Annotated in this window: 22 protein-coding genes; 11 read left to right on the plus strand and 11 right to left on the minus strand. The window is 61.7% G+C overall.

Annotated features, from left to right (window positions below; genetic code table 11):
• Positions 1 to 55: 55 nt before the first annotated feature.
• From E5K00_RS02370 to E5K00_RS02405, 8 genes are all read right to left on the minus strand, one after another.
• Complete coding sequence (locus E5K00_RS02370; protein WP_167856721.1) at positions 56 to 613, minus strand: T9SS type A sorting domain-containing protein; 558 nt, start codon at positions 611 to 613, stop codon at positions 56 to 58.
• A 224-nt stretch (positions 614 to 837) separates the two neighbouring features.
• Entirely contained in the window at positions 838 to 3,126 is a 2,289-nt protein-coding gene (locus E5K00_RS02375; protein WP_135461303.1) for a phospholipase D-like domain-containing protein, read from the minus strand.
• 134 nt (positions 3,127 to 3,260) lie between these two features.
• Positions 3,261 to 4,247 (minus strand): fibronectin type III domain-containing protein, encoded by a 987-nt coding sequence (locus tag E5K00_RS02380; RefSeq protein WP_135461305.1) that lies wholly within the window; start codon positions 4,245 to 4,247, stop codon positions 3,261 to 3,263.
• A 147-nt stretch (positions 4,248 to 4,394) separates the two neighbouring features.
• Positions 4,395 to 5,429 (minus strand): UDP-N-acetylmuramate dehydrogenase, encoded by a 1,035-nt coding sequence (gene murB, locus E5K00_RS02385; protein WP_135461307.1) that lies wholly within the window; start codon positions 5,427 to 5,429, stop codon positions 4,395 to 4,397.
• 293 nt (positions 5,430 to 5,722) lie between these two features.
• The gene (locus tag E5K00_RS02390; protein WP_135461309.1) at positions 5,723 to 5,998 is read right to left on the minus strand and encodes a hypothetical protein; all 276 of its coding nucleotides are present in this window, start codon (positions 5,996 to 5,998) and stop codon (positions 5,723 to 5,725) included.
• A 35-nt stretch (positions 5,999 to 6,033) separates the two neighbouring features.
• Positions 6,034 to 6,405: a hypothetical protein gene (locus tag E5K00_RS02395; protein WP_135461311.1), complete on the minus strand. Its 372-nt coding sequence runs from the start codon at positions 6,403 to 6,405 to the stop codon at positions 6,034 to 6,036.
• Positions 6,406 to 6,601: 196 nt separating this feature from the next.
• Positions 6,602 to 8,005: a sugar MFS transporter gene (locus tag E5K00_RS02400; RefSeq protein ID WP_135461313.1), complete on the minus strand. Its 1,404-nt coding sequence runs from the start codon at positions 8,003 to 8,005 to the stop codon at positions 6,602 to 6,604.
• Between the two features lie 141 nt (positions 8,006 to 8,146).
• On the minus strand, positions 8,147 to 9,016 hold the full coding sequence (locus tag E5K00_RS02405) for an SDR family oxidoreductase (RefSeq protein ID WP_135461315.1): 870 nt from the start codon (positions 9,014 to 9,016) through the stop codon (positions 8,147 to 8,149).
• A 182-nt stretch (positions 9,017 to 9,198) separates the two neighbouring features.
• Between E5K00_RS02405 and E5K00_RS02410 the strand changes: the two genes are divergently transcribed.
• The 11 genes from E5K00_RS02410 (at position 9,199) to E5K00_RS02460 (ending at position 22,046) form a co-directional block, all read left to right on the plus strand.
• Positions 9,199 to 10,353, plus strand: a complete 1,155-nt coding sequence (locus E5K00_RS02410) for a THUMP domain-containing class I SAM-dependent RNA methyltransferase (protein WP_245328190.1) — start codon at positions 9,199 to 9,201, stop codon at positions 10,351 to 10,353.
• Positions 10,354 to 10,503: 150 nt separating this feature from the next.
• Complete coding sequence (locus E5K00_RS02415) at positions 10,504 to 12,384, plus strand: alpha-amylase family glycosyl hydrolase (RefSeq protein WP_135461319.1); 1,881 nt, start codon at positions 10,504 to 10,506, stop codon at positions 12,382 to 12,384.
• 431 nt (positions 12,385 to 12,815) lie between these two features.
• Positions 12,816 to 15,047 (plus strand): DNA helicase RecQ, encoded by a 2,232-nt coding sequence (recQ, locus tag E5K00_RS02420; RefSeq protein WP_135461321.1) that lies wholly within the window; start codon positions 12,816 to 12,818, stop codon positions 15,045 to 15,047.
• A gap of 263 nt (positions 15,048 to 15,310) precedes the next feature.
• A complete protein-coding gene (locus tag E5K00_RS02425) occupies positions 15,311 to 15,991 on the plus strand; it encodes a hypothetical protein (RefSeq protein WP_135461323.1) in 681 nt (226 codons plus the stop codon).
• 126 nt (positions 15,992 to 16,117) lie between these two features.
• A complete protein-coding gene (locus tag E5K00_RS02430; protein ID WP_135461325.1) occupies positions 16,118 to 16,795 on the plus strand; it encodes a DUF2306 domain-containing protein in 678 nt (225 codons plus the stop codon).
• On the plus strand, positions 16,795 to 17,625 hold the full coding sequence (locus E5K00_RS02435; protein WP_135461327.1) for a hypothetical protein: 831 nt from the start codon (positions 16,795 to 16,797) through the stop codon (positions 17,623 to 17,625). Before E5K00_RS02430 ends, E5K00_RS02435 begins: the two co-directional genes overlap by 1 nt.
• A 24-nt stretch (positions 17,626 to 17,649) precedes the next feature.
• Positions 17,650 to 18,414 carry a hypothetical protein gene (locus tag E5K00_RS02440; RefSeq protein WP_135461329.1) on the plus strand — a complete coding sequence of 255 codons (765 nt, stop codon included), beginning with the start codon at positions 17,650 to 17,652 and terminating at the stop codon, positions 18,412 to 18,414.
• Positions 18,415 to 18,475: 61 nt separating this feature from the next.
• Positions 18,476 to 19,345: a hypothetical protein gene (locus E5K00_RS22940; protein WP_210114267.1), complete on the plus strand. Its 870-nt coding sequence runs from the start codon at positions 18,476 to 18,478 to the stop codon at positions 19,343 to 19,345.
• A gap of 176 nt (positions 19,346 to 19,521) precedes the next feature.
• Positions 19,522 to 20,331, plus strand: a complete 810-nt coding sequence (locus tag E5K00_RS02450) for a LexA family transcriptional regulator (protein ID WP_135461331.1) — start codon at positions 19,522 to 19,524, stop codon at positions 20,329 to 20,331.
• A gap of 159 nt (positions 20,332 to 20,490) precedes the next feature.
• Positions 20,491 to 21,210, plus strand: a complete 720-nt coding sequence (locus E5K00_RS02455) for a pirin family protein (RefSeq protein WP_135461333.1) — start codon at positions 20,491 to 20,493, stop codon at positions 21,208 to 21,210.
• Between the two features lie 125 nt (positions 21,211 to 21,335).
• On the plus strand, positions 21,336 to 22,046 hold the full coding sequence (locus E5K00_RS02460; protein WP_135461335.1) for a GAF domain-containing protein: 711 nt from the start codon (positions 21,336 to 21,338) through the stop codon (positions 22,044 to 22,046).
• A gap of 78 nt (positions 22,047 to 22,124) precedes the next feature.
• Here E5K00_RS02460 and E5K00_RS02465 read toward each other — a convergent pair whose 3' ends face one another.
• From E5K00_RS02465 to E5K00_RS02475, 3 genes are all read right to left on the minus strand, one after another.
• Positions 22,125 to 22,973 carry an alpha/beta hydrolase gene (locus E5K00_RS02465; RefSeq protein WP_135461337.1) on the minus strand — a complete coding sequence of 283 codons (849 nt, stop codon included), beginning with the start codon at positions 22,971 to 22,973 and terminating at the stop codon, positions 22,125 to 22,127.
• A gap of 88 nt (positions 22,974 to 23,061) precedes the next feature.
• The gene (locus E5K00_RS02470; RefSeq protein ID WP_135461339.1) at positions 23,062 to 23,541 is read right to left on the minus strand and encodes a hypothetical protein; all 480 of its coding nucleotides are present in this window, start codon (positions 23,539 to 23,541) and stop codon (positions 23,062 to 23,064) included.
• Between the two features lie 5 nt (positions 23,542 to 23,546).
• Positions 23,547 to 25,418 (minus strand): M2 family metallopeptidase, encoded by a 1,872-nt coding sequence (locus tag E5K00_RS02475; protein WP_135461341.1) that lies wholly within the window; start codon positions 25,416 to 25,418, stop codon positions 23,547 to 23,549.
• Positions 25,419 to 25,886: the final 468 nt, after the last annotated feature.

Raw genomic sequence — 25,886 nt, forward strand, 5'->3', positions numbered from 1 at the left:
GCCTTTTCTATTTCTTGTCGCTACTCGTTCGGCGCTTTCGGCGCTGAGGGCTTGGCTAGGGAGCTACCAGTAGCTTACAGGTTTGTACGTTTCCTTCGACCTCCAGGCGCAGCAGGTACAATCCGCTAGGCAAGCTTAGCTCTTTCGCAGACAGCTGCAACTGCTGCCCGGCGGTGCTGCGTAGCCGGCCAACAAGAATGGTCTGCCCGGTGCTATTCGTGACGGTAAGCAGCATGGTTTTGCCCTGCGGCACCGCGTAGTGCAGCAAGAACGTATCATCGGCCGGATTCGGGGCTACATAGATATTGGCCGAATCTTTTGGCCTGACCGTCCCCAGGGGGCCATTGGTAATCGTTACGGAAAAATCCAGGTACTGCCCGCGGGTGACCGTGCAGGGCCCAGTGCCCAGAAAATTGGAATCGGTGAGGATGCGTAGGCGGAGGGGCACGTTGAGGACGGCTCCCGGCGGCAGCGGCAGCGTTCGGGAAAACGCAGTGGGGCTCACGATGCCGGACGTCCAGAGCTCACTGGTGCTGAAAGTACCGTCGTTGTTGGCGTCGAGGTAAACCCGCACGGCCCGCTGCTTGTGCCACTTCGCTGCCAACCGCTTCAAGCCCGCTACCAATCAAGGCGTAGTGGTCTTTCACCGCTTCTTTTAGCAAGCCGTCGAAATAAGGCTTTAGAATACATGCCACTATCATGGTTGGCATATTCATCTTGAGCCGTGGAAAGCGAAGAGTTAAAAATTGATTAACCGTTTCCAGGTATACAAAACCGGCGGCCCCCCACCTGGGAAGCCGCCGGTTTGGCGTTCATACTATCCGGTAAGCAGGACTACTACTCCACTACCACGCGGCTGGTCTGCGTCGACTCGGGTGTTACGATCTGCACCATGTACAGGCCGGCCCCGAGGCCCGAAGCGTCTACTTTCACTTCTTCGCCGGCACCGATGTTCTCGGTCTGGGTCAGGACGACGCGGCCGGTTACGTCGCGCAGGGTGACGGTGGCGGTGCGGGCCTTGCTGGCCTCAACCCGCAGGCGGAACTTGCCGCTGGTGGGGTTCGGGTACACCTGCACCGTGGACTGCTGCACGGTAGCGGCTTTGTTGGCCAGCACCAGGGTGCAGACCGTAATGCCGCGGTTCTGCTCGGCAATGCGGCTGGCAAACTCCTGGTAGTAGCGGTTCACCACCTTCGCGTCGTGCACCACCAGGGTGTTTTCGTCGTTGGTCGTGTTGGCCGAGGCGCTCCAGTTGTGCGAGCCCACGAATACCTGCGGGTCCGACTGCGAAGCGCCGGCGTCGATGATCATGGTTTTGTGGTGCATGATGCCGCTGGTGTTTTTCACCAGGATGCGGTTGCCCAGCGCCGTGCGGATGGTGCGGAAAATCGCGCCCGTACCGGTGTTGGCGGTGTCGTTGAGCAGGCCTTCCGAGCAATTGGCAATGTTGCGCAGCTGCACCTGGTCGCGGATGGTCTGGCCGATTTCGGCCTGGGTGATGAGCATCGTGGCGAAGTGCAGGTCGTTGTCGGCCGTGCGGATGGTTTCGAGCAGGCGGGCATTCACGTTGTCGGTGGGGCTGAACCACGATTCCACCGGCGAGCCGCCAATCAGGAAGAAGTGGGGCGTGTTGTCGGTTTTGCGGTTACCGAAGGCCGGCGTGCCGGGCGTCAGGCCCGCCGACCCCCAGATTTCCTGGAACTCAAGGGTGTAGGTACGGGCCAGGCTCTGGTCTTGCAGGGCAATGACGTTGTTGCGGTCCGTGAACAGCTGGGCGGCCGTCCAGTTCGTCGAGCCGGTCCACACCCAGGGGCGGTTGGCGTCGATGCTGTTGGCGTCAATTACCACAAACTTGTTGTGCATGATGCCCCGGTTGCTGGCGTCGTTGTCCGAGTCGCGGCCGATGCGCGGAATAGCCGCGTTCAGGGCCGGCAGGCTGGCGTTGGAGTTGGTGGCTTCGTAGATCAGGCGGATTTTCACGCCCCGGGCCTGGGCCCGGTTCAGCGCGTCGACGATGGTCTGGTTGTTCCAGTTGTAGATGGCCACGTCGATGGTTTCCTGGGCCCGGTCGATGTAGCGGGCCAGCGTGTCGGGCACGGTCTGGTTCAGGTACACGGCCGCGTTGCCGGGCAGCGCCAGGCTGGTCGTCACCGGGTTGTTGAAGTAGTTGCGGATCTTACCCGTCGAGTTCGACACGGTAATCATGGGCACGATGCCGCTGTTGGACGAGCCGTTGGCGTTGGTCGACGACACGCGCACGTAGTACACGGTGGCGGGCTGCAGGCCGGTCAGGGCTACCTGGTGGGTGGTCGTAGCCGTGGGCGTAGTCACGACGGTGCCCAGGGCGGGCGTGGTGCCGTACTCCACCTTCGTGTCGCCGGCAAACTGGGTGTTGAAGTTAACCGTGAAGCTGGTCTTGGTCAGGGCCGAGGGCACCGGGCCGTTCAGGATCTTGGGGCCGTCCAGGATAAAGTCGGCGTAGAGGCGGGGCAGCAGCTGGTAGCCGCCGGTGCCGGTGCTCGAAAACTGGCCCATTATGCCAATCACGTCGAACGGACCCGAGGGCGCGGGCTTGCCCACGATGCCGTTGGCCCCGGTCGAGGCCGAGTTCGGGCGGAGGATGAGCGTGCTCTGGCCGCTGAGGATGTAGTTGGTGTTGCCGGTAAACGTGCTGACCGGGGCGCCGGAGGCCGAGGTAATGCCCGTGTTGTCGTTGATGCGCACCAGGCGGCCTTCGTAGGCTTCGGCGTACACCGAAGTAGCCGTGGCCACGTCGACCTCCGTAATCTGCAGCGGGCGGTTTTTGGCCAGCACCGTCACCGACGTCACCGGGTCTATTTCCAGAATGCCGCTGAAGTTTTTCAGGGTGCCGCTGACTTCAATACTGTCGCCCACCACCAGGCTGGTGAAGTTGGCCGCCGTGGAATAGGCGGCCAGGCCCGCTACTTTGTCCTGCAAATAGCGAATGGCGCCCAGCTCCGAGCCGTTCGATACCGTGCCGCGCACGGTGACCGTCGCGCCCACGCCTTTGGCCCGGGCCGAGGCAATCGACTCCACGGTTTGGGCCAGGGCCGGTCGTACGCTTGCCCCGAGGGTGAGCAGGGCGAAAAGGGTAATTTTTTTCATGAAATGTGGGTAGGAGGCACTGAAAAAAAACGCGCGCAAAGAAACACAAACCCGTGTTAGCCAAAGGATAAGCTGAGGCTGCTATGGGTTTGCTGAGCAAAGCAAGTTCGGCAAGGAATAGTTCGGTCCGGAGCTTATTCGGCCCCCTCGGTGGTGCGGGTGCGGGGCGTAGAACGCTTCTTGGTGTCCGTAATCATGGGCACGGCCGGCGAGGAGGAGGTGCCCACCGCGTTGGTCGACGACACCTTCACGTAGTACACCGTGCCGGGCTGCAAGTCGGTCAGGGAGATGTTGTGCTTGGTGGTAGGCGTGGCGTTGGCCACCACTGTGCCCAGGGCCGAGGTTTTGCCGTACTCCACCTTCGTGTCGCCGGGGTTCTGGGTCTGGAACGTGACGGTGAAGCCGGTGCGGCTCATTTCCGTAGGCACCGGCTCGCCCATCACGTTGGGCAGGCCGCCGCCGAGAATGAAGTCGGTGTAGAGGCGGGGCAGAATCTGGTAGCCGCCGGTGCCGTTGGGTGCAAACTGGCTGACCACGCCCACCAGGTCGAACTCGCCGACCGGCACGGGCTTGCCCACCAGGCCATTGTCGCCGTTGGAGGCCGTGTTGACGCGGATCTGGGTGCCTTTCTGCCCGTTGATCAGGTAGTTGCTGTTGCCGTTCATGGCCGCCAGCGGGGAGCCGTTCATCGTGGTCAGGCCCGAGACGCCCTTGATTTTCACCAGGCGGCCTTCGTAGGCTTCGGCAAATGCCTTGGTCAGGTCGGCGGCGGGCATCTCCACGATGCTCAGGCGGCGGTTTTTGGCCAGCACCTTCACCGAGCTGATGGGGTCCATTTCCAGCAGGCCGTTGTAGTTCTTGAGCGTGCCGCGCAGCTCCACACTGTCGCCCAGCACCAGGGACGAAAAGCCGGGGGCACTAAGCGAGTAGGCGGCCAGGCCGGCGTCCTTGTCCTGCACGTAGCGCAGGCCACCCAGCTCGGGACCGTTGCTGACCGTACCCCGGATGGTAACCGTAGCGCCGGGGCCGGCGGTGCGGGCAGCGGAGAGGGTGGCGGGGGTTTGCGCGTAGGCGCTGGTTGCGCCGCTTGCCAGCAGCGCCAGGAGAGTAAGGGTTTTCATCAAGCTAAAAAAGCAATAAGTGGGTTGGGCGGGCCAGATTGGAAAATACAAATATGCTTATTTCCAGTCTAACCGCATTATGGATCAGGCAGAAAAAGCCCCGCATCTTTGCCAGGTTGGTTGGTAGCCGGAAAAAGCGCGCCGGCTTTACAAAATGTTAACCTCGGGGTGCAGCTCCACGCCGAACTTCTCCCGCACGGAGGCAATAATTTCGTGGGCCAGATCCCGAATGGCGCTGCCCTGCGCCCCGCCGTGGTTGACGAGCACCAGCGCCTGCCGGTCGTGGACGCCGTGGGCCCCGAAGCGGCGGCCTTTCCAGCCGCACTGCTCGATCAGCCAGGCGGCGGGCACCTTCACGCCGCCGGGCACGGGGTAGCCGGGCAAATCGGCGTACTGGGCCTTAAGCTCGTCGTACTTGGCCTGGGATATTTCCGGGTTTTTGAAAAAGCTGCCCGCGTTGCCGATCTGGGCCGGGTCGGGGAGCTTGCTGCGCCGGATCTGGATGACGGCCTCGCTCACGTCGTGGGGCGTGGGCTCGGTTTCGATGCCCATGTCGGCCAGCGTGGTGCTGATGGCCCCGTAGCTGACGTTGAGCTGGTGCTTGCGCCGCAGCTGCAACACCACGCCGGTGACGATGTACTGGTTGCGCAGCGGGCCCTTAAACACACTTTCGCGGTAGCCGAAGCCGCACTGCTCGTGGGTGAAGGTGCGCAGCTGCCCGGAGCTGATTTCCACGGCTTCGAGGTGGTCGAAGGTGTCTTTCAGCTCGGCCCCGTAGGCCCCGATGTTCTGCAAGGGCGCCGCGCCCACCGTGCCGGGAATCAACGACAGGTTTTCGATGCCGCTCAGGTTCTGGCTCAGGGCGTACTGCACCAGCCCGTGCCACGACTCGCCGGCCCCGGCCCGTACCAGGGCGGTATCCTGGGCTTCGTCCTGGGCAATGATTTCGAGGCCGGTAATCTCGTTTTTGAGCACCACGCCGTCGAAGTCCTGGGTGAAGAGCAGGTTGGAGCCGCCGCCCAGCACCAGCTTTTCGGTCTGCTGCACCTCGGGCAACGCCAGCAGGGCCCGCAGCTCCTCCACCGAGCGGAAGCGGGCAAACAGGCGGGCCTTGGCGTCGATGCCGAAGGTGTTGTAGGGAAGCAGGGAAACGTGGTGTTCGAGAGCGGGAGCCGAAGCCATATGCGGAAAGAAGTGGTTTTGGGCAAAGGTAGCCGTTTGCTGCTTGTCGGCGCGGCTGGCGGGAGCTAGCGAAATAGCGCCTCTGAAATCGTCGGGCGAAACAAAAACGGCTACTGGCTAGCCCCGCTTTTTCCCAAAAGCCAGGAGTTCAGGAAACTTATGCCCCTGAGCGTTTTCTATACTTTAATTAGCTGAACCAGTTTTCTGAACTCAATCTGGTGCGTAGCCTCACTTTGCATGCTGGCAGGCGTGGGTGGGCAGCAGTTCAGGAAAAGGAGGGTTTTCAATTGGCGCTATCTTCTGATAACGTACTCCTTAAGTAATTTTGAAAAGGCCTCCAGCGTCGTAGTGTAAGGCACTTGCTTGTTTTCTGGAGCTCCCATAATTGTATCCCAAATTTTGACGTGGTTATCCGTAAAGCGGATAATTATCCGGTACACATTGCCTTCTTCTTCAAAAGTGGTGTTGGGTGCTTCTAGGCCAGCAGCAATAGCTTCAAGTAATTGCTGTTTGTGTAAGGCAGAGGCTACCTCTATTTCAAAGAATGAGTCCAAGTCAACGTATAGCATGGTTCAGGAAAACGGTCCGAAAAGTAAAAGAAGGGTTAGGTGCTAGTCATACTTCGTTCCCGAACGTCGAAGGCGTTGCAGACTAAGTAGAAGTGAGATTTGCGGTGCTCATCAATGCCAAGCGGTGGAATGAGAGCCGGCATGAAGTCGAAGACAAATGTATCACCCCAGACCACGGCAGTTAACTCAAATAGCACTTGCATGCTAGTCCCTGGGGGAAGGCGAAACTCTTGCACCTGCTCGAAGGTCATATCGAGCAACACCCATTCGCCTTCATCGATCTGTTTCATGCACTGAACAGTCACTTGTATGGTGAGGCTTTGAGGCGCGTACTTAAGCCTTACTTCCGCCACCAAGGCATCGTGCAGATCCCCGTAGGTAGCGAAGAAGTCGGGTAGGTTGTTCATGCGGCAAGTATACGTTTGGTACTCAGCTTAGCGAAACCGTGGTTTTCATTCAAAGAGCGATACGCACCGCTCACTCTACTATAGCTCCTACTTTCTTGGGGACCATCAACCGTAATAAAAAAAGTGTTTCGACCATAGACCGAAACACTTTTAAACGTTGGGTAAGAGCAGGATAGTTAGGCCAACTCAAGCCGATCTACCGCACCCGGTAGCCGCGCAGGCTGTAAAACAGCAGATAGGCATAGCACAGCGCCGGCAGCACAAACGCCACGCGCAGCCCGCCGCCGTTGGTGGCCACCCAGCCCATGAGGGGCGGAATGATGGCCCCGCCGACGATGGCCATAATCAGGTAGGAGGAGCCCTGCTTGGTGAAGCGGCCCAGGCCGGTAATGGCCAAGGGAAACACCACGGGCCAGATAATGGAGTTGCACAGGCCGCAGAGCACCACCAGCCACAGGGCCGTTTCGCCGTGGTTGAAAATGGAAGCCAGTACGAAGAAGGTGCCGGCCGCGCACACGCCCACCAGCAGCTTGCGGGCATTGAAGCGGCTGAGCAGCGGAATGCCGATAATGCGGCCCACCATCAACCCAAACCAGTACGATGACACCAGCACGGCACCTACGGCCTTGGTGAAGCCCGTGTTGGTATCAATCGGTTCGGGGGCGTGGCCAAACAGGGCCCCGGCCCAACCCGTGGCCACGCTCAGGCCGCGTACCAGCTGCTGAGTGAAGCCGCTGAGCTGGGTGATGTTCTGACTTTCGCCGTAGCGAATCAGGAAGGAGCCCAGGCCCACTTCCACGCCCACGTACATGAAAATGGCCCCCACGCCCAGGGCCAGGTGGCGGTAGTCGAGGGCGGAGCGGCGGCCGGCGGTGCCGGCTTCGGCGGCCAGGGTGGCTTCCTCATCGGCCGGGATACTCTCGATTTCGGGCAGGCGCACCAGGAAAAACAGCACGGCCAGCAGGGCCAGAAACAAAGCCAGACCCAAGTACAGGGGCTTGACCAGCGTGGCTTCCTGCGTCAGGCGCTGCTCCAGGGGCAGGGCCGCCAGCTGGGCCTTTAGCACGGCCGAGCCGCCGAACAAGATCAGGCCGCCAATCAGCGGGGAAATGGTGCCGCCCAGGCCGTTGGCTACGCCCACGATGCTCACCCGGCTGGCCGCCGTGCGGGCCGGCCCCAGCACGCTCACGTAGGGGTTGGCGGCCACCTGTAGCAACGTGACGCCCGCGCCGAGCAAGCTCAAAGCCAGTAGGAACAAGCCAAACGTGCGCGAGTTGGCGGCCGGCACAAACAGCATGGCCCCGAAGGCCATAACCAGCAAGCCCAGCACGATACCGCGCTTGAAGCCGATGCGCTCCAGCACTTTGCCCGCCGGCAACGACATCAGAAAATAGGCCCCGAAAAACGCCGACTGCACCAAGGACGACTGCAAGTCGGTGAGCTGGCACACGTCCTTGAGGTAGGGCATGAGCACGTCGTTGAAGTTGGTGACGGCCCCGAACAGGAAAAACAGGGTGGTCATCAGCAGCATGGGCCCGGCGTAGGAGCGGGTAGCGGTGCTGGCGGAAGCGGCGGAGGAAGAGGAAACGGGAGCGGCCATGCAGGCGGGATAGGAAGAATAGTGGGGCCTTAAAGATAGGAATTACCGGCAAAGCCCGGATTTCGGCCCTAACGGCCCCAAAACGAAAGCAGCCAGCCCCCGCACCGGGAGCTGGCTGCTGGCACGGCGGCCTGGCCGCGCTTAGCCGTTGACGACGTCGCCGCCGTTGGGGTGGAGCACCTGCCCGGAGAAGTAGGAGGCGTCTTCCGAGGCCAAAAACACGTAGGACGGGGCCACTTCCGAGGGCTGCCCGGCCCGGCCCATCGGCACGTTGTGGCCGAACAGGGGCAGCTTGAGCAGCCCGATACCCGTCACGAACGGGGTCCAGATCGGGCCCGGGGCCACGGCGTTGACGCGGATGCCCTTCTTGATGAGCTGCAAGGACAAGGCCCGGGTAAACGCGACGATGGCGCCCTTAGTGGAGGTGTAGTCGATGAGCTGCTCGTTGCCCTTGTAGGCATTCACCGAGGCCGTGTTGATGACCGAGTCGCCCTCGTGCAGGTGGGGCAGCGCCGCCCGCGTGATGCGGAACATAGCAATGATGTTGAGGTTGAAAATGCTGTCAAGCTCATCGTCCTCGAGGTCGGCGAAGTCGTCGTGCCAGGTTTGCTCGGCTGCGTTGTTGACCAGCACGTTGAGCTTGCCGTACTCGGCCACGGTGCGCTCCACGATGTGCTGGCAGAAGGGCCGCTCCCGCAGGTCGCCGGCCAGCAGCAGGCAGCGGCGGCCCTCGGCCTGCACCAGCTGCTGGGTTTTCTCGGCGTCTTCCTGCTCGGTGGGGAAATACACGATGGCCAGGTCGGCGCCCTCGCGGGCGTAGTGCACGGCCACGGCCCGGCCGATGCCGGAGTCGCCGCCGGTAATCAGGGCCACTTTATCCCGGAGCTTGCCGGCGCCCTGGTAGGTGGCGCGGATGTGCTCGGGCTCGGGCGTCATTTTGGCTTCAATGCCGGGCTGGCCGGCCCGCACGTCCTGGTGCTGGGGCGGAAAAATACTGGGTTGATCAGACATGTACTACTGGTAGATAAGGTGATGGTGTGGACCTGCACTAACGTAGCTCCTCCGTCAGGGTTAGTGCGGCGGCCCGGGGCAGGCCGGGGGCGCAGTCCAGGGAAGAATGCCGACCTTTGCCCCGTACCTGAGTTTAATTCTGCCGCCTTATGTCCGAAAACCGCCGCGACGCCCCCTTTTTTATGACTGCCACCACCCAGTTTGGCCTGGAAGAAGTCTTGGCCCAGGAGCTGCGGGCCCTGGGCGCCAAAATCGAGAAAGTGGGGCAGCGGGCCATTGAATTTACCGGCACCAAGCAACTGCTCTACGAGGCTAACCTCTGGTGCCGCACCGCCGTGCGCATCCTCAAGCCCTTCGCCGGCTTCTACGCCCGCGACGAAAAAGCCCTCTACCGCGAAGTCGGCCGCATCGACTGGCAGGACTACATCCGTCCCGACCAGACCTTCGCCATTACCGCCGTGGTCAACAAGTCCACCTTCGAGCACTCCCTGTATGTGGCCCAGCTCACCAAGGATGCCATTGTGGATCAGTTCCGCAACCGCACCGGCTCCCGGCCCAGCGTCGACGTGAAGAACCCCGACATCCGCCTGCACCTGCACATGATTGAGAATGACGTGGTGCTCAGCCTCGATGCCTCGGGCGACTCGCTGCACCGCCGCGGCTACCGGCAGCAAACCAACGTGGCCCCGCTGAACGAGGCCCTGGCCGCCGGCATCATCCTGCTCACCGGCTGGGACGGCAAAAAGCCCTTTATCGACCCCATGTGCGGCTCGGGCACCCTGCTCACCGAGGCCGCTCTTATTGCCCAGCGCATTGCGCCCGGCCTGTATCACCAGGGTAAGTTCAGCTTCCAGAACTGGGCCGACTTCGACCAGTCGCTCTGGGATTCGGTGCTGATGGACGCCCGCAGCGCCCGGATCGAGGAGCCCCAGGCCTACCTGGCCGGATCCGATTTGTCGCGCGAGTACATCGAGCTGGCCCGGGAAAACGTGGCCGCTGCCGATTTGGAGGACTACATCCGCCTTGGGGTGCGCGACGTGAAAGACGCCCAGGCCCCCAAGAATGAGCCCGCCGGCATCGTGGTGTCGAACCCGCCCTATGGGGAGCGGATCGGGGAGGAGGCCCAGATGGAGGCCCTCTACAAAACCATCGGCGACACGCTCAAAACCGGCTTCCAGGGCTACGACGCGTACTTGTTCACCGGCAACCTGGAAGCCGCCAAGCGCGTGGGACTGAAAGCCTCCCGCCGCATCCCGCTCTTCAACGGCCCCATCGACTGCCGCCTGCTGAAGTACGAATTGTACCAGGGCACCCGCAAGGTTTCGAAGCCGGAGTAGCCGTATTTCGCGCAGTGGTGCGCGGTGGGAGGCGCAGGGTCTCGCAGTGTCGTTCAACGAATCACTGCGAGACCCTGCGCTTTTTTCCCCTGCGTGCCCCTGCGTGAAATGCCGTTGGCCCCGTATCTTCCGCTCCCAATTTCCCTGGTTATGAAGAAAACACTCTATACGCTGCTGCTGGCCGCAACTTTACCGCTGACGGCCCCGGCCCAGTCCATTACCCGCGTAAACCCGACCAACTGGTGGGTGGGCATGAAAACCAGCAACGTGCAGCTGCTCGTGTACGGTCCGCAGGCCGGCACCCTGACGTACAGCATCAACTACCCGGGGGTGAAGCTGCTGAAGGCCAGCCCGGTGGAGAATCCCAACTACATCTTCCTGGATCTGGCCATCAGCGCGGCGGCCAAGCCCGGCACGGTGAGCATCGTGGGCAAGAAAGGCACCCAGACCGTGACGCAGAAGTGGGAGCTGCTGGCCCGCGACAATAGCCCGAAAGGGCAGGGCGTGACCCAGGCCGACTTTATCTACCTGGCCATGCCCGACCGGTTTGCCAACGGCGACCCCAGCAACGACAAGTTTGCCGATATGGCCGACCCGAACATGGACCGCGCCAACCCGTTTTTCCGCCACGGCGGCGACTTGCAGGGCGCGGCCCGGCGCATCGGCTACCTCCAGGATCTGGGCGTGACGGCCGTGTGGTTTACGCCCGTCATCGAGAATAACCAGGGCCTGACCAACGAGGGCAACACCATGCGCGCGGCCTACCACGGCTATGGCTTCACCGACCACTACACCGTGGACAAGCGCCTGGGCGGCAACGCGGCCTACAAGGCGTACGTGCAGCAGGCCCACGCCGCCGGCCTCAAGGTGGTGCAGGACGCGGTGTACAACCACGTGGGCAACAACCACTGGTTTATTCAGGATTTGCCGATGAAAAGCTGGGTGCACCAGTGGCCCGCCTACACCAATACCAGTTACCGGCAGCAGCCCATTACCGACCCCCACGCCGCCCAGATTGACCGCAACGTGACGCTGAACGGCTGGTTTGTGCCCTTCCTGCCCGACCTCGACCAGCAGAACCCCTACGTGGCCAACTTCCTGATTCAGCACGCCATCTGGTCGGTGGAAACCTTCGGCGTGGACGCCTGGCGCATCGACACCTACATGTACAACGACCAGCCCTTCATGAACCGCTGCAACGCGGCTTTGCTGGCCGAGTACCCCAAGATTCACATCTTCGGCGAGTCGGCGGTGAGCAACGTGGTAGACCAGGCGTACTACGTCAGGAACAAGATTGATTTTCCCTTCAAGTCCAACCAGCCCGGCGGCCTGGATTTCGTGCTGGAAAACGCCATGCTGGCCGGCCTGAAGGAAGTGGGCACGCCCGCCGCCACCGGCTGGGACAACGCCGCCCAGCGCGTGTACCAGGCCCTGGCCCAGGACGCGGTGTACCAGGACCCCACCCGGCTCGTGACCTTTATCGACAACCACGACCACAACCGGTTTCTGTCGGAAGTGGGGGAGGACTTCGACCGGTATAAGCTGGGCCTGACCTGGCTGCTGACCACCCGGGGCATTCCGAGCATGTATTACGGCACCGAAATTCTGATGAAGAACTTCAAGGACCCCACCGATGCCGAGGTGCGCAAGGACTTTCCGGGCGGCTGGCCCGGCGACAAGGACGACAAGTTCACGGCTGCCGGCCGCTCGGCCAGGGAAAACGAGGCCTTCCAGTTCGTGAAAACCCTGGCCGCCTACCGCAAAGCTCACCCGGCCCTGCACAGCGGCAAGCTGATGCAGTACCTGCCCGAAAACGGCCTCTACGTGTACTTCCGCTACGACGCCTCGGGCACCGTGATGGTGGCCTCCAACACCACCGACAAGCCCGCCACGCTGCCCACGGCCCGCTTTTCGGAACGGATGAGCGGCTTCACCAAGGCCCGCAACGTGCTGACCGGCGAAACCCTCGGCAGCCTGACGACCTTGCAGCTGCCGGCCAAAACGGCCCTGGTGCTGGAGCTGGGTAAGTAGACCGCAGAACCCTGTAGAGACGTGACCTTGGGTCTCTACACGTACGCTACGAAGCCAAGTCCTGCTCAGAGCTCTTTATTTCCCGGTCCCAACCTGAGCAACCGTAGCCCCGGCGGGGCGACACCAATCGTTCAACGAAGGTGCCGCCCCGCTGGGGCTTTTGTGTTGCCGGGTGGTGGGCTACCAATAGGCCACCCCGTCGGGGCGGGCTACGAAAAGCCGAATTGGGCGCGAATACCGCGTAGTATAGGTGCGTAGCTCGTCGCAGGGGTAGCAGTTACCTAACGGATTTTACTACTGCCCCAAAAACCGTTAGGTAGGCGGCCTCCGGGCTGGGCTGCACCCGCTTATTGACCGCGCCGCACCTTTTGCCCCCGGTCGTGGTTTCTCTACCTTACCGAACTCCCGTTTTACCGTCGTATTTTTACCCCATGTTATTTGCCCCCGAACCCCTCGCGCCCACGCTGGCTTCCGCCCGCAAGGTCCTCAAGCAGTATTACGGTTACGATACCTTCCGGCCCATGCAGGAAAGCATCATTGCCAACATCATGAGCGGCAAGGATACCGTGGTGCTCATGCCCACCGGGGGCGGCAAATCGGTGTGCTTCCAGGTGCCGGCCGTGGTGCAGGAAGGCGTCTGCGTGGTCGTCTCGCCCCTTATTGCCCTGATGAAGGACCAGGTCGAGGCCCTCAAGGCCAACGGTATTCCGGCCGAGTACATCAACAGCAGCGTGGGCCAGAGCGAGCAGAACAGCATTGCCTCCGACTGCCTCAACGGCTACCTCAAGCTGCTCTACGTCAGCCCCGAAAAGCTGGTCTCGCCGGGCTTCATCCAGTTTTTGCAGCGCCTGCGCATCAGCATGTTCGCCATCGACGAGGCCCACTGCATCTCGTCCTGGGGCCACGACTTCCGCCCCGAGTACACCCAGCTGCGGATATTGCGCGAGCAGTTTCCGCGGGTGCCCATCATTGCCCTCACCGCCACCGCCGACCGCCTCACCCAGCGCGACATCCAGCAGCAGCTGCGCATGCACGAGCCCCAGGTGTTTCTGTCCAGCTTCGACCGGCCCAACCTCAACCTCATCGTGCGCCCCGGCCAGAACCGGGTGGGCAGCATCGTGGAGTTCGTCACGGCTAGGCCCTCGGAGGCCGGCATCGTATACTGCCTCTCGCGCAAGCAGTGCGAAACCCTGGCCCAGAAGCTCAAGGAAAAAGGCGTGCGCGCCGGCCACTACCACGCCGGCATGACGCCCAACCAGCGCGCCAGCGTGCAGGAAGCCTTTCTGCGCGACGATCTGCAGGTTATCGTGGCTACCATTGCCTTCGGCATGGGCATCGACAAAAGCAACGTGCGCTGGGTGATTCACTACAACCTGCCCAAGAACATCGAGGGCTACTACCAGGAAATCGGGCGGGCCGGGCGCGACGGGGCCCCGGCCACGGCCGTGCTTTACTACAGCTTTGCCGACGTGATGAGCCTGCGCGACATGCTCACCAAGGACGCCGATCCGCGCCTCTCCCAGCTCAGCCTGACCAAGCTGGAGCGCATGCAGCAATTTGCCGAAGCGGCCTCGTGCCGCCGCAAGATCCTGCTCAACTACTTCGGCGAAACCCTGCCCCAGGACTGCGGCAACTGCGACATCTGCCGCAACCCGCCCACCACCTTCGACGGCACCGAGCTGGCCCAGAAGGCTTTGTCGGCCGTGGTACGCATGCGCGAGAAAGCACCCATCGGCCTGCTCATCGACGTGCTGCGGGGCATGCGCAACCAGGCCATCATCCAGGGCGGCTACGAGCAGATCAAAACCTACGGCGCGGGCCGCGACCTGCCCTATCTGGACTGGTACAGCTACATCCACCAGATGCTCAACGACGGCCTGCTCTACATTGCCTACGAGGAAGGCTACGCGCTGAAAATCACGGACCTGGGCAAGCAGGTGCTGCAAGGCCAGCGCCAGCTGCCGATGAAGAAGTTTCAGCCCGCCGAAAAAGCCGAAAAGCAGCCCCGGGGCAAGAAAGCCGCCAGCACCGCCGGCGTGCCCACCGATGCCGCCACCCAGCTGTTCGAGCGGCTGCGGCAGCTGCGCAAGCGGATTGCCGACGAGCAGAACGTGCCCCCGTACGTCATCTTCACCGATACCACGCTCCAGGAAATGGCGGCCGAGCGGCCCGTCACGCGCACGGCCATGCTGGCCATCGGCGGCGTGGGCATGAAGAAGTTCGAGAACTACGGCGAGGTCTTTATCAAAGCTATTTTGGAGTACGGCGGCGCGCCCAACCCGGCCGATACCGAGGATAACGACGAAGACGAGGACGGCCTGCCCAGCGCCACCCGCAAGCCCCGCCGCCCCCGCGAAGCCGGCGACACCCACGAAAACACCCTCCAGCTGCACCGCGCCGGCCTGAGCATCGACGAAATTGCCGAGCGCCGCAACTTGGCCGCCAGCACCATCCGGGCCCACATCGAGACGCTCTACGCCAAGGGCCACGCCATCCGCCTCGAAGAATTCCTGAGCCAGAGCGAGTACGCCGAAATCACCACCGCCCGGGCCCAGCTCGGCGGTGAGCCCCAGCTGCGCGACCTGTTCGACCACCTGCGCGAGAAGTACGACTACTTCAAGCTCCGACTGGCTGCCCTTTACCAAAAGCGGCTGAAAGGATAATGTGCGAATGTGTTAGAATGTGGGTAATGTGCTAATGCTCAGTGTGTCGCTGCGAGAACGAAGGACATTCCGCGCCTGAAGCGGCGTCAATCTGCCCTGGACAACGAGCGGAGCGTAGTTAATCCGCCAAGCCCCGGCGCGTGCTGACGGATGGGCTTGGTGGGTGACACAAACGCCTTGAAAAGCCGGAAAGGGGAGAAATCGGGCCGCCTTCCCAATTCCGCGCAGCGCGCACGGCTGTTTCGCCACCCAGTTGCCACCGTATGAAGCTTGCTTTTGCCCTTGCCAGCAGTTTTTTGACCAGTGCCGCCTGCGCTCAACAGCTGCAGTACCCCGCTATCAAAAGCAAAGCGCAACAGCGCACTGGATTCGTGCCCCCGGGCTGGGAAATACTCGACGGAGCCACCGGCGACCTGAATAAAGACGGCCTGGCCGATGAGGTGCTGGTGCTGGAGCGCTCAGCCCGGAAAGGAACGACCGACTTGGAGCTGCCTCGAATGCTGGTTGTGCTGTTCAAATTGCCGGGAAACCAAGGCTATGTTCTGAACGCGCAAAGCAATTCGTTCATTTCAACCCACGACGACCCCGAGACGGATGAACCCTTGGCCGGCATTTCCATTACCCGGGGAGTGATGAAAATCGACTTCCAATACATCCGGCGTAATTCGCACGATGATTTGTCCACCAGCGCGTACAAATTCCGGTACGATGGCCGCCATTTCGTTCTGATTGGCGCCGACATTTCCATTACGGGCCGCATGAGTTTCACTTTCCGGCAGTACAGCTATAATTTCCTGACCCGCAAAGGGGTGCTCACCACGGGCAACCTGGGCGGAGAGGACGACCAGACCCTTACCAGGACGTTGGCGCTGCCCGTGCCCAAAACCCTTGACACCTTCGCCACGCCGGGTACCTGGACCCTTGCCGAGAATTTCATACTGTAGCGCGCTGCCCTGCTTCCCTCATGATTTGAGGATAGTAGTGAAATCCATCCGAAAAAATAATCCCTCTATTCAATCATAAGGATATACCTGCCGCGTTATATTACCTCCGCGCTTCGCCTGTTACCCATGCTTTCCTCTCTGACTTTCCCGCGCCTGCTGCAGTGGCTGGCTGGCGCGGCCGTCGCTGCTTTTACCCTGCTGATGGGCACCAAAGTGTGGCCCTACCTGTCGTTTGAGCCCGGCATCCATTTCCTGACTACCAAGTCGGAGGCTACCAACGGCAGCGGGCTGTTTCGGCTGGGCTTCTACGTGCACATCACCAGCAGCCTGTGGGTGCTGGCGGCGGGGCTGGCCCAGTTTTTTCCGCGCCTGTTTCGGGGCCGCGCCGTGTGGCACCACCGTCTGGGCAAGCTCTACATCGTTTCGGTGCTGGCGCTGGCCGGGCCTTCGGGCCTGATTCTGGCCGGCTTCGCCAACGGCGGGCTGGTGGCCAAAGTGGGCTTCGCGCTGCAGTGCGTGGTGTGGTGGCTGAGCACCTGGCAGGCCTACCGCCTGGCCCGACAGCGTCGCTGGGAGCCTCACACCGAGTGGATGATCCGCAGCTTCGCCGTGACGCTGGCCGCCCTGAGTCTGCGCTCGGAAAGCTACCTGCTCTACTACGCCTTCGGTACCAAGCCCATCGAAACATACCTCACCGTCACCTGGCTGTCGTGGACGGGTAACCTGGTGCTGGCCGAAGTCCTGATTCAGCTGGGCGCGGCGCGGCGGCTGGTGCGCTCCTTCCATGCTACCCCGGCCCGCTAATGAGCCGCTGGAAAAAATACCTGGGCTGGGGCCTGCTCCCGCTGGGGCTGCTGCTGGCGGCCCAGGGCCTGTGGTCGTGGCGGCGGCAGGCGGCCCGGCAGCGCGCCGAGGCCAGCCACGACCCGCTGACGCTGCCTTCCCGCAGTCGGCAGCTGATGGCCCTGGCCGACACGCTGACCCGGCCCGAGCGGCAGGTCCTGTTTCGGCGCTACGACCTGGCCCGGCTGTGGCAAATGAACCCCCAGGACCCGGACCCCGTGCAGAACGGCTTCGTGGGCCCCCACCACCAGCGCCTGGAAGTCGTGTTCCAGCGGGTGCGCCAGCTGCCGCGGCAGCCCGGCTCGTTTCGGGTGCGCGGGCTGCTGCGCTACCAGCACCGGATTACGCCGCTGCGGGGCCGGATTCAGCTGGAGCAAGTCCGGCAATACGGCGCGCGGGATGAGGTAAATCCTGATTTGCAGGTATATACCGCAGTCGGGAAATTTGCTTTTTGGTCGGCCCGGACCGGGCGCAAAGTGCTGCAAGGAACGGCCGCTATTGACTTTGATACGTCGGATAAGCAAGAGTATAGCTTGTATTCCGACAACGTGTCGATGGAGCACGCTACCCGGCTCTTTGCTTTTGAAGGGTATTACTACCAAGACAAGAAACGCCAGCGGGTGCTGTGGGCGGCCGACCTGATGGAGCTGGCTGAGGAAGTAGTGAAGGACTTTAACATCGGCGGCCGGGCCCTGACTATCAACCCCAGATACGCCCGCTACGGCTGGAACGAGTATTTCCAGCATGACGAATGGTGGACTGCCGCGCCGGTGGCCACTGCCCGGCCTTAACCCAATCACACCATACTCCAACCTATGCACCTGCTCATTGCTCTGCTGCTGGCGCTGCTCTTCAGCCCGGCCAGCTCACCTCCCAAGTCGCCGACCCGCAAAGCAGCTACCACACCGGCGGCCAGCTCCGCCGGGCTGCTGCGCAAGTTCAATCTGGTGCCGCTGTGGCTGGTATCGGCCCGGCCGGCCGAAGCCCAGACCATGCTGGGCTGCATGGGCCCCCAGTACCGGCCCTTCGACCTGGTGTTCGAAAAAGTGCGGCGCGACGCCAAGAATCCGGCGCTGTATCATGTGCAGGGCAAAAGCCGGGAGCGGGAGCGGCTCTTGCCCTTCAGAGGTACTATCATGCTGAGCGCCATACAGAAAGCCCGGGCTCCGTATCCGCTGGCCTCGTTCAAGGCGGCGGCGCACTACCAGGCTGCCGGTACGTTTCGGCTGGTGGAAGATCCGGCGGAAGAGGGAGCCGGCGTGTTCAGCGGCAAAGTCGTTATTACGTTTTCCCAGACGCCCACGGGCCTGGCCTACCAGCCCAGCACGCCTTATTGGTGGAACGAAAATTCTACTGGGGAAGGCTCAACCTTCACCAGCCGCTGGACGAGTAAGACGCACCCGGCTGCCATCCAGCTGGTGTGGGCCACCAATTTCATGAACATTGCCCATCATGTGATGGAGCAGTTCAACCTGTGGGAGCGGGGGCCCGAAATCAACCCGAAGTACGCCCGCGTGGGGTGGAGCAGCTACTGGCAAAACGACGAGTGGTGGGCCGATGCGCCGGAGCCTGCCTTATAACCCTGGCAAAAACACCACCATGGTCCCTACCTTTATGTATACCCAGCTACGCCGCCAAGTCATGAAAAAGTCGCTTATTCTCTTCTGCTTGGCCCTGCTGGGTAGTGCCTGCCAACACAAGCCGGCCCTGCGCGAGGCCGCCCCCGCCCCCGCGGCGGTAGAAGCTCCGGCGGCGGCAACGGCCCGGCCCGCCGCGCCTGCCGCCGCCCCCGCGCTGACGGCCGAAATGCGCACGTTTCTCCAGCAGAACGATCTGTCGGCGCTGTGGCAGAACAAGGTTGAAAACCGCAGGGAATATCCGGCCTTCTCCGGCTTTTTTGGTGCCGACCACTACCGCATTGGCTTCGTTTTCAGCCGGGTGACGCAGGATGCCCAGCGGCCGGAAGTGTTTCACGTGCAGGGTAAAAATCAGTTCAAGAAAGTCGTTACGCCGTTTGAGGGCACGCTCACCGTCACCCAGATTGCCGACCTGGACTCGTATATGGATCTGGATTCGGTGGCCATGCGCACGGCCCGGGCCTACACCGTCACGGCCGACTTTGTATTGCGGGAAAATCCGGCGGCTAAGACGGCGGGCGTCTTTCGCGGTACCGGCCACCTAGACCTGTACCGCACGGCCGACGGGACAATGGATCAGCTCATCGGTATGCCGGGCGTGGCTGATAAAAACCCCACCAAGGGCTCCGGGCTGCTGTTTGCCGGCGAGTGGACGAGCAACAGCACGGGCCGGCGCAAGCCGGTTTTGCTGGCAAATGACGTCTTCGTAATTGCTCCCGCAGTGCTCAAAGACTTCGGAATCGGCGAGCGGGGCGGCGAAATAAATCCGAAGTACGCCAAGCTGGGCTGGACGGCAATCTGGGAAAACGAGGAGTGGTGGGCCGAGCCCGGTTCCGGTCCTGTGACGGCCCAAGCCCCGGCCGACAGTTTATAGCTCCCGCTCTTGCCCGCCACAGGCTGTCTGGGCAGGGATGCGGCCCGCTGCTGGGCGCCGGAACTTTTTTTCTGAAAAATTAAAGCTAATTGAATTAGTAAAGCTGCGGGTTTGTTGCTAATTTCACGAGCCGATAACCCTTTGATGTCGAAGCCTTTCCCGGCTCCCTACCCGCGATGATAAATACCAACCTGAAATTCTGGCGGCGCGAACTGGCCCTGACTCAGGCTCAGATGGCCGAAAAACTAGGTATCAAACGCTCATTAGTAGGCGCTTACGAGGAGGGGCGCGCCGAGCCCAAGCTCAGCACCCTGGTCAACATGGCCCGCCTGTTTGGCATCAGCCTCGATTCGCTGGTCACGACTGACTTCACCAAGAAGAGCGCCCAGAAAGCGGCTTTGCGCCAGCTGGAGCCCGCCGCTACCACCCCCGAGCCCCCGTCGCCCCGCCCCGCCAACGGCCTGCGCATCCTGGCTTTGACGGTGGATAAGGAGCAAAACGAGAACATTGAGCTGGTGCCCCTGAAGGCCGCCGCCGGCTACCTCAACGGCTACGCCGATCCTGAATTCATTGAGGAGCTGCCCAAGTTCCGCCTGCCCATGCTCGGCAGCGGCGGCACCTACCGGGCCTTCGAAATTGCCGGCGACTCGATGCTGCCCATTGCCTCGGGCACGGTCATCGTGGGCAAGTACGTAGACGACTGGATGACCATCAAGGACGGCACGCCCTGCATCGTGGTCAGCGGCAAGGAAGGCATCGTGTTCAAGCGCATCTTCAACAAGCTCAAGGATGGCGCCACGCTGTCCCTGCACTCCGATAACCCCGTGTATTCGCCCTACGAAATCGGGGTGGAAGACGTGGTGGAAATCTGGGAGGCCAAGTCCTACATCAGCAGCACGTTCCCCATTGCCGACTTGTCGCTCTCGCGCCTGGCCAGCATCGTGCTCGATCTGCAGCAGCAGATGAGCACCCTGAAGAAGGCGTAACGTATCGTAGCGCGTCCTGCACAGGTCGCGCTGCCCGTAGCCAGGCCCACCCGCACTTGCAGCGGGTGGGCCTGGCTGTTTGCGGGTGTTTCTAACTTCGCCCGGCTTTGGCGCGTATGCCCTAGGCAGTTTGCCACCACACCCACATTCCGCACGTCCATGCTGAAATATATTCCCGCCACCGACCGCCACCACGCCGCGCCCGTAAGCTGGTTGAGCAGCTACTTCCTGTTTTCCTTCGCCGACTACTACGACCCCAACAACATCCACTTCGGGCCGTTGCGGGTGTTCAACGACGACAGCATCGCGCCCAACTCGGGCTTTCCGCAGCACCCGCACTCCGAAATGGAAATCGTGACCCTGGTGCTGGACGGGGAAGTAACCCACGAGGATACGATGGGCAACCAGACTACCATCCCGAAGGGCGAAGTGCAGCGCATGACGGCCGGCACCGGCCTGGCCCACGGCGAGCTGAACCGCACCGACAAGCCCCTGCACATCTATCAGCTCTGGTTTTTGCCCAACCAGAAGGGCTTAGCGCCCAGCTACGAGCAGAAAGACATCGACTTCCTGGATACCAAGAACGAGCTGGTGCCGCTGGTATCGGGCCAGAAAGTGCTGGAAGACGTGGTCTACATGAACTCGAACAGCACGATCTACTGGGCGAATCTGCGCGAGGACAAGGAAATTGAATTCAGGACCTTCCCGATTCGCAACACGTTTATCTACGTCAAGGAAGGCACAATTTACGTGAATGGCACCGAGCTGGGCCCCAACGACCAGGCCCGCATGACCGACGAGCACGTGGTGCAGATCCGGGCCAAGAAGGACGCGCAGTTCATTCTGATTGATTTGCCGGCCAGTGAGGCCAACTATTAACTCTGTAACGCGAAGCTCCCCGGCGCGCGGGGTTGCACGATGCCGTTGTTGGGCCTCTGCCCACAACTGTCGTTCTGACGCTTCGCGCAGGGGAGCTGCGCATTACTTTCGCCTGACCCTGTTGCATGACTACTGCTTTCCCCGATTCGCTGGTGCCGGCCCACGATGCCGTACGGCTGCGCACGCTCTACCAGTACGACATCGTTAATACCACCGCCGAGCCGATTTTCGACGACTACACGGCCTGGGCGGCCCAACTGTTTAACACCCCGATTTCGCTGATTTCGTTGGTGGATGATGAGTACACCTGGTTTAAGTCGGTTACCGGGGCCGAAGGAATTCCCGGCCTGCCCCGGGAGGAAAGCATGTGCTCGGCGGCCATTCTGCAGGATGCCCCCGTGGTAACATCCGACTACAAGCCCGAAAGCTGCCGCCTCATTAAGCCCGACGTGGCCCAGGCTATTGGGCTGAAGTTTTATGCCGGAGCCGCGCTGCAAATGCCCGACGGGTCCCGCATCGGCATGCTGGCCGTTATTGGCAAGGAATTCCGGACGTTGACCGGGAAGGAAGCTGCCGTGCTGGCCCGGTTGGCCCAGCTGGTGAGCCAAACCATTGAGCTGCGCCTGGGCTACCTGCGGGGCCAGCAGGAGGAAGAGTGGCGGGAGGCCCAGGCCGAGCTGGCCGACAACCTCGACGAAAACGCGGCCCTCTCGCGCTACCTGGCCAGCCGCAACAACGGCATCGACTTCGACGACGACGACGTGGCCCAGCTCATCGAGCGGCGCCTGGACAGCGTAGGCAAAGTGCTGAAGCGCCGCACGACGCTGGTGGCGTAGGCAGTCCTAGTCCTAACAAAACAAAAAGCCCGGCACGCCTGCCGGGCTTTTTTTGAGCATAGGTTTACGGGGTTAGCCCTATTTCGCGCCGGTTTCAGGCTTAAACACGTACCGGAAGCCGCGCAGCGCCGAAGGGTGGTAAATGGTGCCGTGGGTTTCGGTGGGCAGGGGCTCGTAGTGCCAGCTAAGCGCGGGGTTGGGCGTGGCTTGCAGGATGGCGGCCAGGCGGGCCGAGGCGGCGGCAATAACCGGCTCGTCGCTCGAGGTCATGTACAGGGTTTTGGCCGGGCCCTTGTAGGCTTTGATGGTGGCGGCCGCCTGCGTCACCAGCTGCTCGTTGTTCCACCACAGGCTGGGGTCGAAAGCCAGGTAGGTGTCGAACAGGTCGGGCTCCAGCAGCAGGGTTTCGACCACGAACAGGCCGGCCAGGGACTCGCCCACAATGGCTTTTTCCGGGGTGGTGCGGTAGCGCTGCTGCACCTGGGGCATCAGCTCTTGGCGGATAAACCGGCGAAAAGCGGCCGACTCGCCCACTTTGGGTGCAATCTTCTTGTCTTTCTCGTTGGTCGTGGGGCCGGTCAGGTCGCGGCGGCGCTGGGTGTTTTCGATGCCGACCAGGATGAAGGGCCGCATAGTGTTGTTGCCCACGCCCACCTGCACCAAGCCGGCCACGTGCAGAAAGTCTTCGGCCATGCCGCCGTCGGGCATGTAGAGCACCGGCAGCTGCAGCGTCTTGGATTCGGCGTAGCCGGCGGGCAAATACACGTTGATGCGCCGCGTCTCACCCAGGATTTTGGAGTCGATGGCGAAGGTTTCGCCGATGACCAGGGGCGCGGCTTTGCTTTGGGCCGTGGCCGGAAAGGCAAAAGCAGCTAGCAGGAGTAGGAGCAGAAATCCTTGATGAAGCAAACGGGGACGGGTGCTCATTGTGGTAGCTTTATGTGGTAGGAGCGGGTGGAAGCTTATTCGTTTTACATGCCAAAGCCCGGGAGAGCCGGGCTTTGGTGCGTGACTACTACAGTTGCGTTTTCCAAACATCAAGATAGTAGGCAGAACTATCGTCAGCCATTTCATCGGCGGCAGCTACCTCGTGCCAGGGAATTTCGTCGTCGGAGCTGGCGCTCAGAAAAGCAGATACGATGCTGCTGAGGTCGGCAACAAGTCTAACCTGGCAGCCAAAGGGTAGGGGTGCGGCGCTGGAAATAAGGCTAAACCGCACCTGCCCGGCCTGCTCATCGTGCCAGCAATAGAACTGCATGGGGTAGGTGGAGCCGCGAAGCGCATGCAATTGCTCACGCTTCGCGGCCACAACCTGCCGTAGCATCTGCGTTAAGCGTTCAGCAGGTAGCTGTCGGGCCTGTTCCGCCGTCAACGAAAAGGCATGCTGGTTATGCTGCGCTTCCTCAATCGTATCAGCTAGGTCCGAGCCCAGGAATAGAGGCGTTTCGGAAAAGTCCCGTGTTACCTCGGCCACAAGCTCTAATGCCTCACGCATACCCATTACATCGTGTACTTGCGGCCCTTGTTCTGCTCTTTTAAATACGCCATCAGGGGCTGGAAGTAGTCGACCATGGCGCGGGCCGAGAGGTCTTCGCCGGTTTTCTCCTTCAGCACCTGCCGCCAATCTTTGCTGGCCCCGGGGCGCATGATGTCGGCCAGGAACGAGCCCACTTCCTTGCTGCCGTAGTAGTTAGTGGCGTACGGGTCCTGCTTGAGGATTTTCTTGGCAATATGGTCGTGGAGCTGAAACAGGATGACGTACGACAGGGCGTAGTCGTAGTACTGGGCCGGGTCGTCGTTGATGTGGGTTTTGGTGGCCGGGTCGAGGAAGTTTTCCCCCCGCGTGGTGGGCGGCACGATGCCCTGGTACTTTTTCACCAGCTCCCACCACTTGGCGTTGAGCTGGTCGGCGGGCAGGTTGTCGGCGTAGAAGCTGTTTTCCCACTCGCTCATCACCCCCGAGGAGAAGGGGATGAACGTCACGTAGTTCAGGGCCTCCTTGAGCAGGGTCTGGGTCTGGTCGGTCTTGGCTTTGGCGTCCTGCAAGCCCAAGCCCACCAGGAAGGGCTTCTGGGTGGCGGCCAGGCCCATCAGGCTGCCCATGGCCTCGTGGTAGGCGCGGTTGGCCCCGGAGCGCAGCAGCACCGGCACTTCGGGGTTGGCGTAGGTCAGGTAGTAGTAGATGTGGCCCAGCTCGTGGTGGGTCGTCTCGTACCACTCGGTGTTGGGCTCCACGCTCATCAGGCTCCGGACGTCGTTATTCAGGTCCATGTGCCAGGCCGAGGCGTGGTTGTTCTTCTTGTAGGTGGCACCCTTGGGCAAGGGGTACAGGCTGCTTTTCTCCCAGAACACCGGCGGCAGCTGCTGAAAGCCCAGGCTCTGGTAAAACCGCTCGGCCTGCTTTACCTGCCACTCGGTGCCTTTCTTAGCCAGCGTCGCATCCAGGTTCACGCCCTTCACGTCGACCATGGCGCTCCAGTCTTGGCCCCAGCGGTTGGGCAGCCAGGAGGCGGGCAGGTAGTCGGGCACTTGTTTCTGGCCGTACTGTTTGGCCAGCTCGTAGCGGGCGTAGGTGTGCAATTCACGGTAGAGAGGCCGCAGCTCCTCGTTGATTTTGCGCACCAGCTGCATCATTTCCTCCCGGCTCATGCCGTAGTCGGAGGCCTGGTAGGTGAAGTAGTCGGGGTAGCCCAGGGCCTGCACGGTCTGGTTGCGCAGGCCGCGCAGGTTCAGCAGGCCGTCCTTGAGCGTGGGGCCAATGGCCTTGCTGGCTTCCCAGATGGCCTGCCGCTTTTTGGGGTCCTTTTCCTTGCGCAGCAGCTCGTCCAGGTCGTTGGTCGTCACCGACTTGCCCGCGTACTTGTAGTCGAAGCCGTAGAGCTTCTCGGTCTGCTGGGTTTCGGCCTTGATGCGGCGCTTCACCACGTCGGCAATGGTCTGGGGCGAGTTGGCGGCGTTATACAGGGCCGTTTGCAGCTGCTTGACCTGGATTTCGCTGAGCTGATCCTTGTGCTCCAGCAGCTGACGCAAATCGGCAATGTTCTGGCTGCTGCCGGTAAAGGCGGCCATAGCCTCGTTGGCCCGGGCCGTAGCGGCCGAGTTGGTGGTGTCGCCAGCCACGATGCGGGTGTTGGAGCGCCACTCCGCCTCCGACGACTGGGTGTACAGCTTCTGGTACTGGGCCGAGTAGTTGGCCAGGAACTCATCGGCCTGCCGGCCCCAGTCGACGGGCGCGGGCGGGGTAGCGGTCTGCGCCGGGGCGGCATCGGCGGCCGGGGTAGTAGCGGTGGCCGTTCTAGCCGTGGGCGCGCAGGCCCAGAGCGCCGAGCCCAGCGTAGCCAGGGCCAGGCCCGAAATCAGTGGTTTTTTCATTGGAAAGGAAGTGGAGCGGGAAGAGGAAGCGGATATTTCGCTGGCTAAAATAGCCACTTGCCGCTGAATGCTCCATTACTGGTCGTTTGCTTCCGCTTTTTAACGGTTGCTAAAACACGGAAGCAAATGCTCTCGGTTTTTGAAGTCCGCTAAAAACCGAGAGCAAAGAGACGAAAGAAATTGCTCTCGTTTTTTGGATGTTGCTAAAACCTGAGAGCAAAAGGGGTAAGCAGCAGGCGCTGCTACTGGCCGCCCGCGTGTAGAGACGCATACTTGCGTCTCCTCGTTGAATCGAAGGTCAGCGTGGCTAACGCTAATCGTTGCTGCGGCGCGGCCTTGGCCGTTCAACGACGAGCCGCAAGTATGCGTCTCTACACGCGGGCGGCGGGTTATTGCGGTATGGAAAAGCCCTTTCCGGCCGGGGCGGAAAAGGGCTTTCGGGCAAAAGATCGGAATGGGCTGCGTAGC

It is taken from the genome of Hymenobacter aquaticus (assembly GCF_004765605.1).
Taxonomy (GTDB): Bacteria; Bacteroidota; Bacteroidia; order Cytophagales; family Hymenobacteraceae; genus Hymenobacter; species Hymenobacter aquaticus.

Bases quoted from the DNA above. Each gene is read 5' to 3' on its own strand.
- E5K00_RS02460 (WP_135461335.1), top strand. From the start codon at position 21,336: ATGACTACTGCTTTCCCCGATTCGCTGGTGCCGGCCCACGATGCCGTA.
- E5K00_RS02410 (WP_245328190.1), top strand. From the start codon at position 9,199: ATGACTGCCACCACCCAGTTTGGCCTGGAAGAAGTCTTGGCCCAGGAG.
- E5K00_RS02450 (WP_135461331.1), top strand. From the start codon at position 19,522: ATGATAAATACCAACCTGAAATTCTGGCGGCGCGAACTGGCCCTGACT.
- E5K00_RS02465 (WP_135461337.1), bottom strand. From the start codon at position 22,973: ATGAGCACCCGTCCCCGTTTGCTTCATCAAGGATTTCTGCTCCTACTC.
- E5K00_RS02440 (WP_135461329.1), top strand. From the start codon at position 17,650: ATGCACCTGCTCATTGCTCTGCTGCTGGCGCTGCTCTTCAGCCCGGCC.
- E5K00_RS02470 (WP_135461339.1), bottom strand. From the start codon at position 23,541: ATGCGTGAGGCATTAGAGCTTGTGGCCGAGGTAACACGGGACTTTTCC.
- murB (WP_135461307.1), bottom strand. From the start codon at position 5,429: ATGGCTTCGGCTCCCGCTCTCGAACACCACGTTTCCCTGCTTCCCTAC.
- recQ (WP_135461321.1), top strand. From the start codon at position 12,816: ATGTTATTTGCCCCCGAACCCCTCGCGCCCACGCTGGCTTCCGCCCGC.
- E5K00_RS22940 (WP_210114267.1), top strand. From the start codon at position 18,476: ATGAAAAAGTCGCTTATTCTCTTCTGCTTGGCCCTGCTGGGTAGTGCC.
- E5K00_RS02430 (WP_135461325.1), top strand. From the start codon at position 16,118: ATGCTTTCCTCTCTGACTTTCCCGCGCCTGCTGCAGTGGCTGGCTGGC.
- E5K00_RS02390 (WP_135461309.1), bottom strand. From the start codon at position 5,998: ATGCTATACGTTGACTTGGACTCATTCTTTGAAATAGAGGTAGCCTCT.
- E5K00_RS02475 (WP_135461341.1), bottom strand. From the start codon at position 25,418: ATGAAAAAACCACTGATTTCGGGCCTGGCCCTGGCTACGCTGGGCTCG.
- E5K00_RS02400 (WP_135461313.1), bottom strand. From the start codon at position 8,005: ATGGCCGCTCCCGTTTCCTCTTCCTCCGCCGCTTCCGCCAGCACCGCT.
- E5K00_RS02425 (WP_135461323.1), top strand. From the start codon at position 15,311: ATGAAGCTTGCTTTTGCCCTTGCCAGCAGTTTTTTGACCAGTGCCGCC.
- E5K00_RS02435 (WP_135461327.1), top strand. From the start codon at position 16,795: ATGAGCCGCTGGAAAAAATACCTGGGCTGGGGCCTGCTCCCGCTGGGG.
- E5K00_RS02455 (WP_135461333.1), top strand. From the start codon at position 20,491: ATGCTGAAATATATTCCCGCCACCGACCGCCACCACGCCGCGCCCGTA.
- E5K00_RS02380 (WP_135461305.1), bottom strand. From the start codon at position 4,247: ATGAAAACCCTTACTCTCCTGGCGCTGCTGGCAAGCGGCGCAACCAGC.
- E5K00_RS02405 (WP_135461315.1), bottom strand. From the start codon at position 9,016: ATGTCTGATCAACCCAGTATTTTTCCGCCCCAGCACCAGGACGTGCGG.
- E5K00_RS02375 (WP_135461303.1), bottom strand. From the start codon at position 3,126: ATGAAAAAAATTACCCTTTTCGCCCTGCTCACCCTCGGGGCAAGCGTA.
- E5K00_RS02415 (WP_135461319.1), top strand. From the start codon at position 10,504: ATGAAGAAAACACTCTATACGCTGCTGCTGGCCGCAACTTTACCGCTG.
- E5K00_RS02395 (WP_135461311.1), bottom strand. From the start codon at position 6,405: ATGAACAACCTACCCGACTTCTTCGCTACCTACGGGGATCTGCACGAT.